Here is a 15,822-nt window from a genome sequence, read left to right on the forward strand (position 1 = left end):
AACAACACCTTAAGAGTGGTTATTAACACCTTTAGATAGTCTAACAATACCTCCAGTCTGCTTGTCAACACCTTTTGTAAGTGTGATAATATCTTTAGATAATACAATAATTTCTTAAGAGTAGATAAAAACACCTTAAGACCATTCATCAACAAAAAAATATTATTAACTTATGTGGTTTTTCTCTTTCAGAAGGCTATAACCATACATTATTACGATAGGGTTGCTTAGTACAAAGGTGTTAATGTCTATATAATTAAGAATAATTATAAATTATATATGATATTGTATTAATTTATGTAATTGATACTATTGATATTTATCTGATCGCATCCCTTTGTATCTGTTAAATAGTAAGCAATACGATAGATTTCAGTCACTATCAAATTTATTCTTAATCAAACAAAATGCTGTTACTCACGCTCACTATTAGTATTCTGTTACTACATATTAATTTATTATATTCAAATAACATTTTAGCCCCCTGATCCCCGGAAATTCTTTCCGCGCCTCACCGTTAACGCAACTATGTAAGATCTAATTCTTTCAAAACTTACTTTTATGAAGATTAACTTTGGATTCTCTATTGCCGAACTGCTGCAACGCAACGATAAGTTACTAATAGTAATAAAACGTGATGCAGAACAATTTAAAGGTTATGGTTCGGGCAATGAATTACCAGAAAAAATGGCCACTTTGGGGTCTTCCCTCAAAGAAATGCCATCTAATGATTACTACGAAGGAGAGCAAAAACTACTTACCAATCAAAAAGCAGAAATACGATTGGCACTTGAGAATGATATAAACGATTTGCGAAATCGTGTACGTCTAACCTACGGTTCTAAATCGGTAGAATATGATATTTTCCGGTTTGGTCGAATTCATCAACTAAGCGATAACGAGTTGGTACAGCACGCTTTGCACGTTGTTAAAACAGCAGAGCCTCGTTTAGACAAACTGTCGGGCCGTCAGGTTACGCAAAGCTTGCTTGATTCAATTTTAGGTAACCGAACGTTATTAGATGATATTATTGATAAGCAAAGCATTGCTATGTCCTTGCGTAGCGAAAAATCGCTTGAACGTAAAACGCTGGCAAATGAACTATACGGCCTCATTAGTGAGGCCTGCGACATTGGAAAACTGATATGGCAAGAAAAAAAACGAAGCCTATTACACCGACTATGTCATTTATGGTTCGTCGAAATCAATAGCTGAACAAACCGAAGATGAAAATAGCGAAGTAGCATAAATCGTCAGTATTATTTTAGGGGTTAGTTTAAAGGCTTTGGAGTAGCAATATTCCGAAGCCTTTTTCTTTTAAGGTTTTTCATTTTGCTTTGAGAAGGCATTATTGTTTGGCGTATCCTTTTGTGTTTAATCTATCACAGAAATACTGTCATAAAACAGAATCACTTTAAAAAGTTGTGGAGAATCTGAACGTTAACGTTAAACTCTATCTATATTCGAATAACTTTATGAACCAGAATCACCCTAATCGAAACAAAGTTTCGAACTTCGGATTGTCAGTGATAGTTGCGAACATGGCGGAATGGTGGCTTCGAGGAACGAGAAGTTGTACCTGAAGCCATAAGTTCGTCAACGTTGCGTAGCAATCGCCTCAATCCGAAAGATTTTTGATTCCTTTTTCTATAAAAGGAATAATAGTATTCCTCGCTCAAGCTGCGTTGCTGAGGTCGGAGTGACGAGATAACAATATTTGTTAAGGCTTATCTTTTAACCTTGATGAGGTATATGAGGATGTCCAAAACCTAAACATCAAAAACAACGTTTGTTTCAATTGGTAATAATATATTATTCTACGTTACCCCTAATTGGCTTTGCCGATCTTCGATTCCTGAAGGGGACTTAAGCCTCCCTTTTAGGGGAGGTTTGGTGGGGTAAAATGTAAGTAAAGTTAAAATTGAAAGATTCCGTGTTTGCAAAATTACTTTTGGGACACCCTGAGGCAATGCAAAAGGCTATCCGAACTTAATCAGATAGCCTTTTGTGTTTAATCTATCATAAAACCCGGATTATGTATTAGAACATCGTTATGAACATTGAAAGTGCCATAAAACAAGGCTTTACTGAGACGAGGCATAGCATCGTTCTGGTAAGTTGAAGTGAAGCAGCGAAGCGTCTTGTTTTGAGGCAATTTCAAGGTGTAATAGATTTTCTAATGCATATTGCGGGTTAAAGTATTGTCTTAAAACTTCACTTTACAATCGGGTAAAAGCTTAGCCACTTTATCTAATTCGCTTTGAGGAAGTGGATTTCCTTTAAGAATTAAGCTTTTCAATTCTTTTAGCTCTCCCAATTCATCAGGAATAGCAGTAATCTTATTTTTAGAAAGATCGAGTTTCTTAAGATTTTGCAGCTTCTTTATTTCGGTAGGAATGGTTTCAATATCCTGTCCTTTAAAATAAATGTAATTCAATTGAGTTAAATCACATACTTCAACCGGAAACTCACCCAGCTTCTGAAACGACATATACATCAGCATATATCCTTGAGTGGCCGACTGAGTAATCATTCCTTCATATTTATTCAACTCCCCTGAATCAACCGCTTTATCATGTGCCTCTTTAGCAGCCATTAGTTCGTTACCTTGCTGATTAGAGGCATAGGTGTTGTAATCGCTCTTGAAAGTATCAAAAGCATCCATACCTTTATTTTCAACCACTACCTTATGTTCCGATAAGTCAACCTCAGCATCTTTGTTCATCAGGTAATAAGTATTCTGCTCACGACAACGATCATTCAGAGCCTCCCACTTCATGGTGCGGTTGTTGGTTGTACCGGCATAAATATTTAATGCCTTCCGCGATTGTACAATAGCATCATCGTATTTCTGAAGATAAGCATACGCCAATGCCATATTAGCTCGTAAGGTACCGGCTACTTTTTTATTAATTCGCGATTTACGATCGTTCAGATTGGTTTCTTCCAGTTCCTTTTCCCATGCAGCAATCGACTTTTCTAAAAGGGCTTTGCCTTCGGCATTTTCATAGTCATTATTCAATAACTCATAACCTTTGGCAGCCTGTTGGGCTACCTCTAATAGTGAATCGTAGTTATGATCTTTATTGGTTTTAGGACTGAATACTTCTACTTGCTCCGGAACGTAATGAAACATTACAGCCTGATCGATAAAATTCTGGGCTTCGGTGGTTACAGCCTTGTATTCATCTGTCGCCAGATCCTGAGTAAAGCCTTCTTCCTGTTTTTTCCAGATATCAACTAATATTTGTTCGATAAAATAACATTCATCTTTTCCGAATAATACCTGCGAGTCATCACCATTGGAAGTGTATTTGCTAAACAATACCTTACCCGATGCATCGTTTACCCGTAATATGGCAGCCGGTGTTTTATAATTGATGTTGTAGTAAAAGTTTTCAATTGCTTTGGCATCTTTAATGCTTGCTCCTTTGGCTTTACAAAGATTAGTGCCTTTTAGTACTTTTTTGTCGCCCAAGCTAATGCTATTGTGAGCCACTTCGGCTGTAATGCCGCTCCAATTAATATCTTTAACCGGAATACGAGGGTAGGTGAGGTATGAAGTTTCAACAGTGATGTCCTCAATTTTTTGCGAAAAAGTAGTAAAACTAATAAAGCCTACTAATAGTAATAATGCAGTTCTTTTCATTTGTTTTCAGATTTAGTTAAAAAGGTTAACGGCTGCTTTTACTAGTATTCACATAAAAGGTTACAAGGTGTATATTAACAGGATGTTATGAAAAAGGATGGGACTTATATTTTTAGGTAATGTATCTGAAAATTAAAATATGAAACGAATCCAGCCATGAAGTGTAAGCAGTTGTTTCATTTTAATGCTAACATAAAGTCATCTTTCGGTAATTATTTTATACCTGATTTCAACGATTTGATACTCATTAGAATTCTCATTCTCGCTTGTGATTTCTATATTTGCATTTTAAATGATGAAATGTCGTTGTTTTGCTTGTATGGCCTCCGCGGCTAGAGCGGTAAGAAATCAGGTTAAAGAAAGCAATAATGAAGATTCATTTTTAGTATAACTGAATAGATAAAGTCAACACAACCCAATACTTATTTCCGTATACCAAGAACTAAAATAATAAACATGTTACCAAGTATCAATCCAACTACAACTAAAGCGTGGAAAGCGCTTGAAGAGTATTATGCTGAGTTCAAAGATTCTCAGATGAAAGACTTGTTTGCTGCTGATGCAAAACGTTTCGACAAATACTCATTAATCTTTGAAGATATTCTACTGGACTTTTCGAAAAACCGAGTTGACGACAAGGTATTGAGCCTGTTGCTTCAGCTGGCTGAAGAGTGTGGTTTAAAAAGCGCTATCGAAGCTGAGTTTGGTGGAGATAAAATCAATGTAACCGAAGATCGTGCTGTATTACACGTGGCTTTGCGTAATCGCAGTAACACACCTATTATGGTGGATGGCGAAGATGTAATGCCTAAAGTGAATGCGGTATTAGATCAGATGAAAGCCTTCTCTGAGAAGATTATCTCAGGCGATTGGAAAGGATACAGCGGTAAAGCTATTACCGATATTGTAAACATTGGTATTGGTGGTTCCGACTTAGGTCCGTTGATGGTTACTGAGGCTTTAAAACCCTACAAAAAGGAAAACATCAACCTGCATTTTGTTTCTAATGTTGATGGTACTCATATTGCTGAGACATTGAAAAATGTAAATCCTGAAACCACTCTTTTCATCATTGCTTCTAAAACATTTACTACACAGGAAACAATGACCAACGCCAACTCGGCTAAGTCGTGGTTCTTAGAAGCTGCTAAAGACGAAGCTGCTGTAGCTAAACACTTCGTTGCTTTGTCAACCAACGCTGAGGCTGTTTCTGCTTTCGGTATCGACACTGCCAATATGTTCGAATTCTGGAACTGGGTAGGTGGTCGTTACTCATTGTGGTCGGCTATTGGTTTAAGCATTGCTTGTGGTATCGGTTTCGAAAACTACCAGGCCTTGTTAGAAGGAGCTCATGCCATGGATCAACATTTCAGCACAGCTTCATTTGATAAGAACCTTCCGGTTATTTTGGCAATGATTGGTGTTTGGTACAACAACTTTTATGGTGCTGAAACAGAAGCAATCTTACCATACGATCAATACATGCACCGTTTCTCAGCTTATTTCCAACAAGGAAACATGGAAAGTAACGGTAAGTACGTTGACCGCAACGGCGAAAAAGTGACTTATCAAACAGGTCCAATCCTTTGGGGTGAGCCGGGAACCAATGGTCAGCATGCATTTTATCAGTTGATACACCAGGGAACGAAATTGATTCCTTGTGATTTTATGGCAACTGCCAAAACACACAATCCATTAAGCGATCACCATCCTAAATTGTTGGCTAACTTCTTTGCACAGACCGAAGCCATGATGGTGGGTAAAACTGAGGAGCAGGTAACAGCTGAGTTGAAAGCGGCAGGTAAATCAGATGCTGAAATCGCAGCCTTATTACCATTTAAAGTATTCTTAGGTAATATTCCTACCAACTCTATTTTGATGAAGCAGTTGGATCCTCGCACTTTGGGTGCTTTGATTGCCATGTATGAGCACAAGATTTTTGTACAAGGTGTAATCTGGAATATCTATAGCTTCGACCAATGGGGTGTTGAGCTAGGTAAACAATTAGCCAATGCTATCTTACCTGAGTTGGTAAACGATGAGAAAGTAACTTCGCATGATGGATCGACTAATGGTTTAGTAAATGCATACAAAGCAATGAAATAATTAGACTTAGTAAGAAAACTCCATTTTTTACGTTACGCTTGTTTCAAAATTGGTCATTTACGAAAGTAAACTCCTAATTTATCATCTGCGCAAGCCCTGTCTGCCGACAGGCAGGCTTAAAAATGAAGCTTTCTAATCAAAGACTCAGTTTTCTTACAAGTACTAATTAATTAATTCAGAATATTTAATAGAAAGGCTGTCCACTGCGGATGGCCTTTTCTTTTAGTTCTAAGTCCGGAGCTTGAAGTCCAAAGCTGATTATAGCATTATCGAAGAGGGGATCCAAAAACTAAACATCACAACAACGTTAGTTTCAATTTGTAATAAATATCACTTTATGTCACCCCTACATCCACTGAAGGGGACTTAAGCCTCCCTTTTAGGGGAGGTTTGGTGGGGTAAATGAAAGTTAAGTTACAAATTGAAAGATTGCGTATTTGCGGAATTATTTTTTGGATACCCTCTTCCCTATAACACAATATAGGACTACGGACTATTATCTTGAAAATCGGTCCGATTATTGTTATATATTTGGTCTGACTTAATATGATGAGATATGGTGAGAATTCAATTTTTACTGCTTGTGTTTTGTATTAGTTTTATTGCTAAAGCTCAGAATGAATCCATGATTGGTATCATTGGTCATAAGGATTCTACCCATATTTCTTACGCAGATTCTTTGTCCGATAAACGCTTTTTGTTAGGGAAACCAATTTTAGAAGATAAATTAAATAGATTTTCGTTAACTACAGAAGTAGGAACCAGTGTAGCTGTTAATTTCGATGGAGGTTTTGGCACCAACTTGTATGTTGCACCGCAATTATGGTATGTGCCAAATGAGAAATGGCAATTTAATGTTACGCCTGTTATCAGCCGAAGTACCTATCATGATATGCCTATCTGGATTGCACCCGGTTATGTTTCCACTTTTGATGGAACAGCAACGCATGTTGGATTGTATGCGCAAGGTTCGTATAATGTAAATGAGAAGTTATATGTGGGAGGCTCCGTTATGGCTAATTCAACCATGTTTGAAAACGATAATATCAGTATGCCTGTACCTAATTTAAATAGTATAGGTACTTCCGCTTTTGTAGGGTATAAGTTTTCAGATAGCTTTAAGGTGGAAGCTGAATTTGGCGTAGGACGAAATACAAATGGAAATTTCAACACTTGGGGATCACCTATGAATCCTTTTATGATGACTCCCAGAACACGTAATCCCTACGATCGGTATTGATTACGAATTCTTACTGATTAGCAAGAACCATTATTTATCAGCTTTTGTGTGACATTGAACCCCATTGGAGTTTTAAATATCTGAAGGACATTAACAATAATAGCCCTATGCGAAGCATAGGGAACAAATACACAGATATACTCCCGAAAGGTGGTTGAACATTATCGCTCTTTATCTCCGGTTTAAATTTTACGAATTCTTACTGATCATCTTTAACGAATCCATATTAATAATATTGATCTGACGCCCATCTAACTTAATGATTTGATCTTTTTCAAATTCCTTTAAAAACTTAATGGTACTCTCACTGGTGATTGACGCAAAATCGGCTATATCCTGCCTCGACATATGCTCAAATACAGGAACTCCTTCCGCTTCAAAAGTAGAAAGGTAAATAAGTGTGGATGCCAGTTTTCCACGCATCTGTTTATATGAGATATTACTGATGATTTCGAGATAACGATTTTCAATCTGATAATTACGCGATGTGATTTTTAATCCGAACTCAGGATTGGAGACTAAAAGATCTTTCAGGGCATCTTTATCCACCATACATATAATTGAATCTTTCATGGCTACTGCAGAGTAGGGGTACACCTCTTCGCCAAAAACAGATGAGAAAGCCAAAAAATCACCCTGAGTCTTCAACTGAAGATTAATTTGTTTGGTGCCCGCTGTTTGCAGATATACACGTACCAGACCATCCACCACGAATAAAACATGGGTAGCAAAAGCACCCTGTTTCATCACATTTTCTCCTTTCAGGTATATGATACGAGCTTTTTTATCTTTTAAAATTTTAAGTTCTTCATCAGAAAGAAATTTAAAACATTCTGATGTTTCCTGAAGACTCTTCTCTTGCTCCATGTATTAAATAATCTAATGAAGGTCAAAATTAAGAGAAAATACTTTTTGAGAAAGGTTAAATATAAATGACTTTTTAATATTGATAGTCGAAAATACAGTTTGATTGAAACAATGGGATAGATTATGTGTTTTACAGAATAGAAAGAAGAAGATGTCCTATTTATTAATTTAAACCGTTTAACACACCTGTATCAACAATCAGGTAAAAAGAATCCCGTTGAAAGCCAACGGGATTCTTACTTTATATGGTAGAATTATTTATCCAAAAATCGAATAGGCAACTGTTAAACCAGCCATTACAACCGATACCATTGTCATTAATTTAATCAGGATATTCAACGAAGGACCCGATGTATCTTTAAACGGATCACCTACAGTATCACCTGTAACACCGGCTTTATGAGCCTCACTGCCCTTACCACCATGATGTCCTTTTTCAATGTATTTTTTAGCATTGTCCCAGGCACCACCTGCATTATTTAGCATTACAGCCAAAGTAAAACCTGCTGTTAATCCGCCAGCCAATAAACCAACTACACCGGCAACTCCTAAGATCAAGCCAATTAAGATTGGAACTATTATAGCCAGTAGCGAAGGAACAATCATTTCTCTTTGCGCACCTTTGGTTGAAATAGCCACACATTTGGCATATTCAGGAGTAGCAGTTCCTTCCATTATTCCTGCAATTTCTCTAAACTGACGACGAACTTCTTCCACCATAGCTCCTGCCGCACGTCCAACAGCCTTCATGGTCATTGCACAGAAAACAAAAGCCATCATTGCACCTATAAATAAACCACCCAGTAGCATAGGGTTAAATAATGACAAGTCGTAATACGAGACAAAGTCCTTGATATTTGCATCAGCAAAAGAGGTTAATCCTGTAGCTTCCAAAAAGGCTTGTCCTTTTTCGGGTACCTTGCCCAGCCATAGCCTTATTTCTTCCATGTAAGCAGCCAATAGAGCCATGGCTGTTAAAGCAGCCGAACCAATGGCAAAACCTTTACCTGTTGCAGCGGTAGTATTACCTAACATATCCAGAGCGTCGGTACGTTCGCGTACTTCTTTTGGTAAGTGTGCCATCTCGGCATTACCACCTGCATTATCAGCAATAGGACCAAAGGCATCAGTTGCTAAGGTAATACCCAGCGTCGACAACATTCCAACGGCAGCAAATCCTATACCGTAGACACCTTGCGAGAAACTGGTAAATCCTCCTGCAAAACCAAATGCAGCAATAATACCTGCAACAATGGTTACAACAGGTATCCAGGTACTGAACATACCCACAGCTATACCGTCAATAATGGTAGTGGCATGTCCTTGTACTGCTTGTCCGGCAATTCCTTGAGTGGGTTTGTATTCATCGGATGTGTAGTATTCTGTACCCTGACCAATAATTACACCTGCAGCCAATCCTGCGATTACTGAGCCAAAAATACCCCATGTGATCCAATCAAAATAGGCCAATACTGCCAATGCGATTAATATTAGTACAGAACTTCCGCCGGTACCAATTAATAGGGCATTTAATAAGTTCTTTTGAGTAGCTGACTCCTTGGTTCTAACCATGAAAACACCCACTACAGAAAGTAAGATTCCAATGGCTGCCACTATCATTGGAGCCATTACAGCCTTCATCTGTATATCACCTGTCAGACCAGGAAGAGCTGCCCCCAGTGCTGCGGTTGCGAGTATCGAACCACAATAGGATTCATAAAGGTCGGCTCCCATACCCGCAACGTCTCCTACATTATCACCTACATTATCCGCAATAGTAGCCGGGTTGCGTGGGTCATCTTCCGGAATTCCGGCTTCCACCTTACCTACTAAATCAGCTCCTACATCTGCCGCTTTGGTGTAAATTCCTCCTCCAACACGTGCAAATAAAGCTTGCGTAGATGCTCCCATACCGAATGTTAGCATGGTAGCTGTAATTTCAACCATTTTATGATGTTCGGTTGTACCAGCATGAACAAAGTCAAGGCCAAGAAAACTAAATCCGTTGACCAGATGATCAGGTGTAAAAACCACTTCATTCAGAAAATAAAACCATAAAGCAATATCTAATAAGCCAAATCCTACAACCACCATTCCCATTACGGCGCCACTTCGGAATGCTACTTTTAATCCTCTGTTTAATGAGTTGGAAGCCCCGTTAGCAGCACGTGCCGAGGCATAGGTGGCAGTCTTCATACCCAGGTATCCACAAAGGCCTGAGAAGAAACCTCCTGTTAAGAAGGCTATGGGAACAAAAGGATTTTGTACACCCATATATGCCAATACTCCTAAAAGGACTACTAAAACAAGGAATACTTTGCCCACAACTTTATATTGACTGGACAGATAAGCCATTGCACCTTCTCTCACATGTTGCGCAATCTCTTTCATTTTATCAGTACCCTCAGATTCTTTCATCATTGATTTGAAAAATATCCAGGCAAAACTCAAAGCTATCAGCGAAGAGATTGGGATTAACCAAAAAATTGAATTCATAATAAAATTGGTATTTAGTTAGTAATTGATTTGACGCTAAAAAGGGGTACTAAACGACAAGTAACTATTGCGATCACCAGTTTAAAAGGGATTTTCGAACTGATGAAAACAAGTATATCTAATAAAAAAACTGAACAGTGTTGATGTTTCATAAGGATCGCTTAGTACTTAACATCTCCTATCTCCTAATCATCTGTCCCACACTACCAAGATAATAATTTTGATGAGAAAACCGAATGACAAAGCTTTATTTATTGCCTGTATAAATTACCATCCGGCAAGTATATTCATACCAAACTGGCCTGATTTAAAATGGGCCTGATGAAAAGGAAAAGAATAATATGGCTCAATAACCATAGCACCAAAAAGGTTGATGCGATATGCCAGACCACCACTAAAAATAGGTATTCTTTCATTATCTGAATTAGTGGTGAGACTTAAAACCGGTTGACTGTGTTTATTCCAACTTACGCCACCATCTATAAAAAGTGCCAACTCGCTAAACAAAAAACCGGATGATATCATAGCAATTTCTCTGGGGCCGGTAAATGGGATACGCCACTCAATGTTAGATACTAAAAGCCTGGTGCCAATTAGTTGATTTAAACTAAGAGCATTGCCGTCATCGGTATTTGTACCATAAAATCCACCCGTGTCGTAGCCACGCACATACCAGGGCGAACCCAGAAATAGTTCAGTCATTCGATCACTGTCCGAATCAATACCATATCTTCCGTAGTGATAAATTCTAAAGGCTAAACTATATGGTTTAATAAAGAAGTATTTTCGATAATCAATTAATAAGGTTTGCATCTTCATGTGATGCAAGTAATATTCACCCTGAATTCGTAAACGTTTCCCTTCAACAGGTGATGCCAAACCCATTTTAGCATTATCAATCACATAAGCAGCATCTAATATTGCGGTACCAAATCCTGCCGGCGCAGGAAGCTTTTCTTTGTCGGAAGCATAATATTGACTGAATGAACTCAGGTCTTTGTATTTTTCTATGCGGTAGTTATATATAGCATAAGACGCACCTAATTCAAAACGTTTTGTTTTGTTGACAGGTATAAAGGTGAATACAGATGCCTTATCTTCAAAAGTCCGTCGAAAAATATAATTCAGACTTCTGTCGGTTGTACCATCTTCATTCTCGATATAATCATAACTATAGGTTCCGTATCGGTAAGGAATGTGTGACAGGCTCAATCCTACCTTTACTCTTTTTTGCTGATTGATATATGCTACCTGACCTCCAAAATCATATACCTCTCCGTTTATACTTAAGGCTGTATACATCATATTCTGCCCGAGTATATCGCTAAACATAGCCTCAATACTTCCAGCCATACCTGCACCAAATCGTCCAGCCATTACTCCACCCTGCACATTACCCAGATAATCGAGCTTGAATTTTCTTTTTATACGATCATTAAAAAAACTATCAACAGACACGGCTTGTGGCTGACGATTAAAATATAGGTTAGTCTCAATCTGCGAAGGAATGGGCGAGAAAGGGACTAATCGTGAAGCTGCCAAATTCATTTGTCTGTCAGTAACTTCAGTCTTGTTGTGATTCATGTATGAGACATCCGTCTTAAAAATCGAAAATTCGCCCTTCCAAAGCATCGTATAATACAACGTATTTCCGCACATAGTGAGGGCAGGAGAATATTCGGTCATGCCAATAACTCCGGTTGGGTAATTGGTTATTCGATATATTTGTTCTGATGATGTGTTAAAGAGGTACAGATTTCGTCTTCCATCATAATCCGATAGAAATAATACTTCATTATTATCACCAAAACCAATTGGATTCAGATTACGTGCTCCCTCAAAAGTGGAGAAAACCTTTTGGTTGCCTTTTAAATCGGTCTGTGCAATATTAAAAAATCCTCTTGATGAAGGAAGATGCTGTTTAGAAGGCTGATCAGTGGTATAGAAAATAGATTGCCCATCGTCCGACCAGGATGGCTGCATGCTGGCGTAGGGGTTATTAGTAATATTCAGGAGTTCTTTCCGCTTAATATTATAGGTGTAGATATCAGACCTACCTTCTTTTAATCCACTAAAAGCAATTAAATTGCCTTTGGGTGACCAGGCCGGCCAATTGATATCATCAACCTCTTCCAATTTGATTTCGTTCACGATCTGCTTCTTCTTAGTGTCAAATATCAAACAGGTTGATTGTCCTTTCATAAAGGCAATAAAAGCAAAATACCGGCTGTCGGGCGACCAGGTTCCTGATGTCTCGAGATAATTTAAGGCATCAATCTCATCATGACTGGTGGCTGTATATAATCGTGATTCTATTTCTCCTGTGTGCGCATCGGCCATAAAAAGGTCAATGGCGTACATATCTCGTTCTGATAAGAATACCAGGTGCTTTCCATCGGGACTGACAGCTGGGTTTAGGTTATACCTTCCGCTGTTTTTTTTCGATAATATTCTGTTGCCAACTATATTAAAGGTTGAATCAATGGATGCATTTAGTAAATGATTACGTAAGGTTTGCTCCCACAGGACAGATAGCGAATCGGTAGAAAGCATGAATATATCTCCAATAGCTTTTTCGTACCCATCGCGAGCTGTTGCTTTAAATAAACGAGGTACATATTGCTCACCATATTTATAGGCGATAAATGCCCAAAACGAATGTCCAAAGCGATAAGGTGAATACCTGTAATCATAGGTCATCTCTTTCAGTGTGGGAAATTGATCCTGAATCAAAGCATCCCGCATCCAAAGGTTGGTTTGGCTGTTGATACTTCCAATTGATAAATATTCAGCCATACCTTCCACCATCCATAATGGAATATTACCAATGGCCATTAGACTTATCTGGGGATCGGTTTCGAGAATATGATACTGAAAGGCATGCACTAACTCATGTCCGAGTACATGGTCTGTTTGTTGGTGACTATAAGTAACCGGTAATACAACTCTGCGTTTCATGCCTTCGGTAACACCGCCCACACCAACATCTATTCTGCTGCTTATGGCTGTGGTTTGTTGAAAATCGGCATGATTGGAATAAATTATTAATGGATTACGGGTAGAAAATGTATCAATCAATACCTGTTGATGATAGTAGTACCATTTTTCGGCTAGTTGACCAAGGCTTTGCACCAGTTCGGGGCTTTTAAAATAGTGGTATAGCTCGAAATGAGGTGTTTTATAAAGTTGGTAATCTAACTCTTTATAAGTCGGTTTATTCTGACCAAAATATTGTGCATAGCCATATATCAAAAACACAAAAAGCATTGATAATATGGTAAGCAGTCGTTTCACTCAGCAGGATTTAGTCGATGACACGAAGTAATAATATACGACTATTTAGAATGAATGATACAGTATTTTATGATTTTTATCAGAAAAAAGACACAAAAAAAGCGGCTTATAGCCGCTCTTTATATTTTAAATGAACTATCAACTTGCTTTTAAACGAGCAATATTGGCTTGTTCAATTTTGTTTTTGGCGTAATCAAGATCAATCACTAATTCTTTGTCTTTACCAGATGGGGCATTAAACATCGAATCAATCATAATCGTCTCACAAATCGAACGCAATCCACGAGCTCCTAATTTATATTCAACTGCTTTATCAACAATGTAATCTAAAACTTCATCAGAGAAAACAAGTTTGATTTTATCAATATCGAACAATTTTTCGTATTGCTTGATGATTGAATTTTTCGGCTCAGTAAGAATACGTCGTAAAATTTCGCGATTTAGTGGCTGCAAATAAGTTAATACAGGCAGACGACCAATAATCTCAGGTATTAAACCAAACGATTTTAGATCCTGCGGAGCGATGTATTGCAATAAGTTATCCTTATCAAACTTCTCACTTGCTTTGCTGGCTGCATAACCTACTACTTTGGTGTTTAGTCGCTGACCAATTTTACGAGTGATACCGTCAAATGCACCACCACAAACAAATAATATGTTTTTAGTGTTTACCGGAATCATTTTCTGCTCAGGATGCTTACGACCTCCTTGTGGCGGAACATTCACAACTGAACCTTCCAATAGCTTTAATAAGCCTTGCTGAACACCTTCTCCTGAAACATCACGAGTAATAGAAGGATTATCGCTTTTACGAGCAATCTTATCAATCTCGTCGATAAATACGATTCCTTTCTCTGCTGCTTCAACATTGTAATCGGCAGCTTGTAGTAATCGTGTTAAAATACTTTCAATATCCTCCCCTACATAACCTGCTTCAGTTAAAACGGTAGCATCAACGATGGTAAACGGAACATGCAACATACGGGCAATAGTACGTGCCAAAAGTGTTTTTCCGGTTCCTGTTTCACCAACTAAAATGATGTTTGATTTTTCAATCTCCACCTCGTCGTTGGAATTTTTCTGCATCAAACGCTTATAGTGATTATATACAGCAACAGACAGGTATTTCTTGGCCTCATCCTGACCAATGACATATTGATCAAGAAATTTTTTGATTTCAAGTGGTTTCAGAAGAGTAATTTCGTCAACATTAAACGAATTCTTCTTCTTGAATTCTTCATCCAGAATTGAATGCGCCTGTTCGATACAATTGTCACAAATATGACCCGAAACCCCTGCAATCAGAAGGTTTGTATCTTTTCTCTCTCTACCACAAAACGAACACTTATCCATACAGTTATTTTATACACGAATGCAGAGTCAACCAATAAAGGCTGATTCTGCATCGCTATATTTTAAGTCAATATTTACTTAGGATTTCGAACTAATACTTCATCTATCATTCCGTATTCTTTCGCTTCCTCAGCTGTCATCCAATAATCACGATCAGAATCTTTTTCAACCTTTTTATAGGTATTGCCAGAATGTTCGGCAATAATGGTATACAATTCTTTCTTCAGTTTCATGATTTCCTTTGCAGTAATTTCAATATCTGAAGCTTGTCCTTGTGCACCACCCATTGGTTGGTGAATCATTACACGTGAATGTCTTAATGCTGAACGCTTACCTTTTGTTCCTGCTGTTAAAAGTACAGCTCCCATAGAAGCTGCCATACCAGTACAAATGGTTGCTACATCAGACGAAATATATTGCATGGTATCATAAATACCCAAGCCTGCATATACCGAACCTCCCGGCGAATTAAAATAGATAGAGATATCCTTTGAAGTATCTGCTGACTCTAAATATAATAACTGTGCCTGAATAACATTGGCTACGTAATCGTCGATAGGTAGGCCCAGAAAAATAATGCGGTCCATCATCAAACGCGAGAAAACGTCCATGCTGGCCACATTTAATTGACGTTCTTCAATAATAGTTGGTGAAATATAACTATTTGAAATTGAAGTATATTTGTCTAAAGCCAGGCTGTTAATACCTAAGTGCTTAGTAGCGTATTTTCTAAAATCTTTTGGATCAATCATCTTCAAAAATTTTTATTCTAATGCTAAATTAGTAATTAAACAGCCTGAATGTATCGATGGTTCGA

9 protein-coding genes are annotated in these 15,822 nt (G+C 37.9%); 3 read left to right on the forward strand and 6 right to left on the reverse strand.

Annotated features, from left to right (window positions below; all coding sequences use genetic code 11):
- Nucleotides 1-561 precede the first annotated feature (561 nt).
- Nucleotides 562-1,215: a hypothetical protein gene (locus tag KEM10_RS00005; RefSeq protein WP_212211862.1), complete on the forward strand. Its 654-nt coding sequence runs from the start codon at nucleotides 562-564 to the stop codon at nucleotides 1,213-1,215.
- A 991-nt stretch (nucleotides 1,216-2,206) separates the two neighbouring features.
- On the opposite strand, the gene KEM10_RS00010 is transcribed toward KEM10_RS00005, so the two are convergent.
- Nucleotides 2,207-3,649, reverse strand: a complete 1,443-nt coding sequence (locus KEM10_RS00010) for a leucine-rich repeat domain-containing protein (RefSeq protein WP_212211865.1) — start codon at nucleotides 3,647-3,649, stop codon at nucleotides 2,207-2,209.
- Between the two features lie 456 nt (nucleotides 3,650-4,105).
- Between KEM10_RS00010 and pgi the strand changes: the two genes are divergently transcribed.
- Both pgi and KEM10_RS00020 read left to right on the forward strand, forming a co-directional pair.
- Nucleotides 4,106-5,755, forward strand: coding sequence for a glucose-6-phosphate isomerase (pgi, locus tag KEM10_RS00015; protein ID WP_212211868.1), 1,650 nt, complete (start codon nucleotides 4,106-4,108; stop codon nucleotides 5,753-5,755).
- Between the two features lie 556 nt (nucleotides 5,756-6,311).
- Complete coding sequence (locus KEM10_RS00020; protein WP_212211871.1) at nucleotides 6,312-6,995, forward strand: hypothetical protein; 684 nt, start codon at nucleotides 6,312-6,314, stop codon at nucleotides 6,993-6,995.
- Nucleotides 6,996-7,184: 189 nt separating this feature from the next.
- On the opposite strand, the gene KEM10_RS00025 is transcribed toward KEM10_RS00020, so the two are convergent.
- The 5 genes from KEM10_RS00025 to clpP form a co-directional block, all read right to left on the reverse strand.
- Nucleotides 7,185-7,862, reverse strand: coding sequence for a Crp/Fnr family transcriptional regulator (locus KEM10_RS00025; protein ID WP_212211873.1), 678 nt, complete (start codon nucleotides 7,860-7,862; stop codon nucleotides 7,185-7,187).
- Nucleotides 7,863-8,120: 258 nt separating this feature from the next.
- Complete coding sequence (locus KEM10_RS00030) at nucleotides 8,121-10,358, reverse strand: sodium-translocating pyrophosphatase (RefSeq protein WP_244825437.1); 2,238 nt, start codon at nucleotides 10,356-10,358, stop codon at nucleotides 8,121-8,123.
- Between the two features lie 267 nt (nucleotides 10,359-10,625).
- The gene (locus KEM10_RS00035) at nucleotides 10,626-13,652 is read right to left on the reverse strand and encodes an eIF2A-related protein (protein ID WP_317196600.1); all 3,027 of its coding nucleotides are present in this window, start codon (nucleotides 13,650-13,652) and stop codon (nucleotides 10,626-10,628) included.
- A gap of 138 nt (nucleotides 13,653-13,790) precedes the next feature.
- Nucleotides 13,791-15,005, reverse strand: coding sequence for an ATP-dependent Clp protease ATP-binding subunit ClpX (clpX, locus tag KEM10_RS00040; protein ID WP_212211875.1), 1,215 nt, complete (start codon nucleotides 15,003-15,005; stop codon nucleotides 13,791-13,793).
- A gap of 74 nt (nucleotides 15,006-15,079) precedes the next feature.
- Complete coding sequence (clpP, locus tag KEM10_RS00045) at nucleotides 15,080-15,757, reverse strand: ATP-dependent Clp endopeptidase proteolytic subunit ClpP (protein ID WP_212211877.1); 678 nt, start codon at nucleotides 15,755-15,757, stop codon at nucleotides 15,080-15,082.
- Between the last annotated feature and the right edge of the window lie 65 nt (nucleotides 15,758-15,822).

Source organism: Carboxylicivirga linearis (assembly GCF_018271995.1).
GTDB lineage: Bacteria > Bacteroidota > Bacteroidia > Bacteroidales > Marinilabiliaceae > Carboxylicivirga > Carboxylicivirga linearis.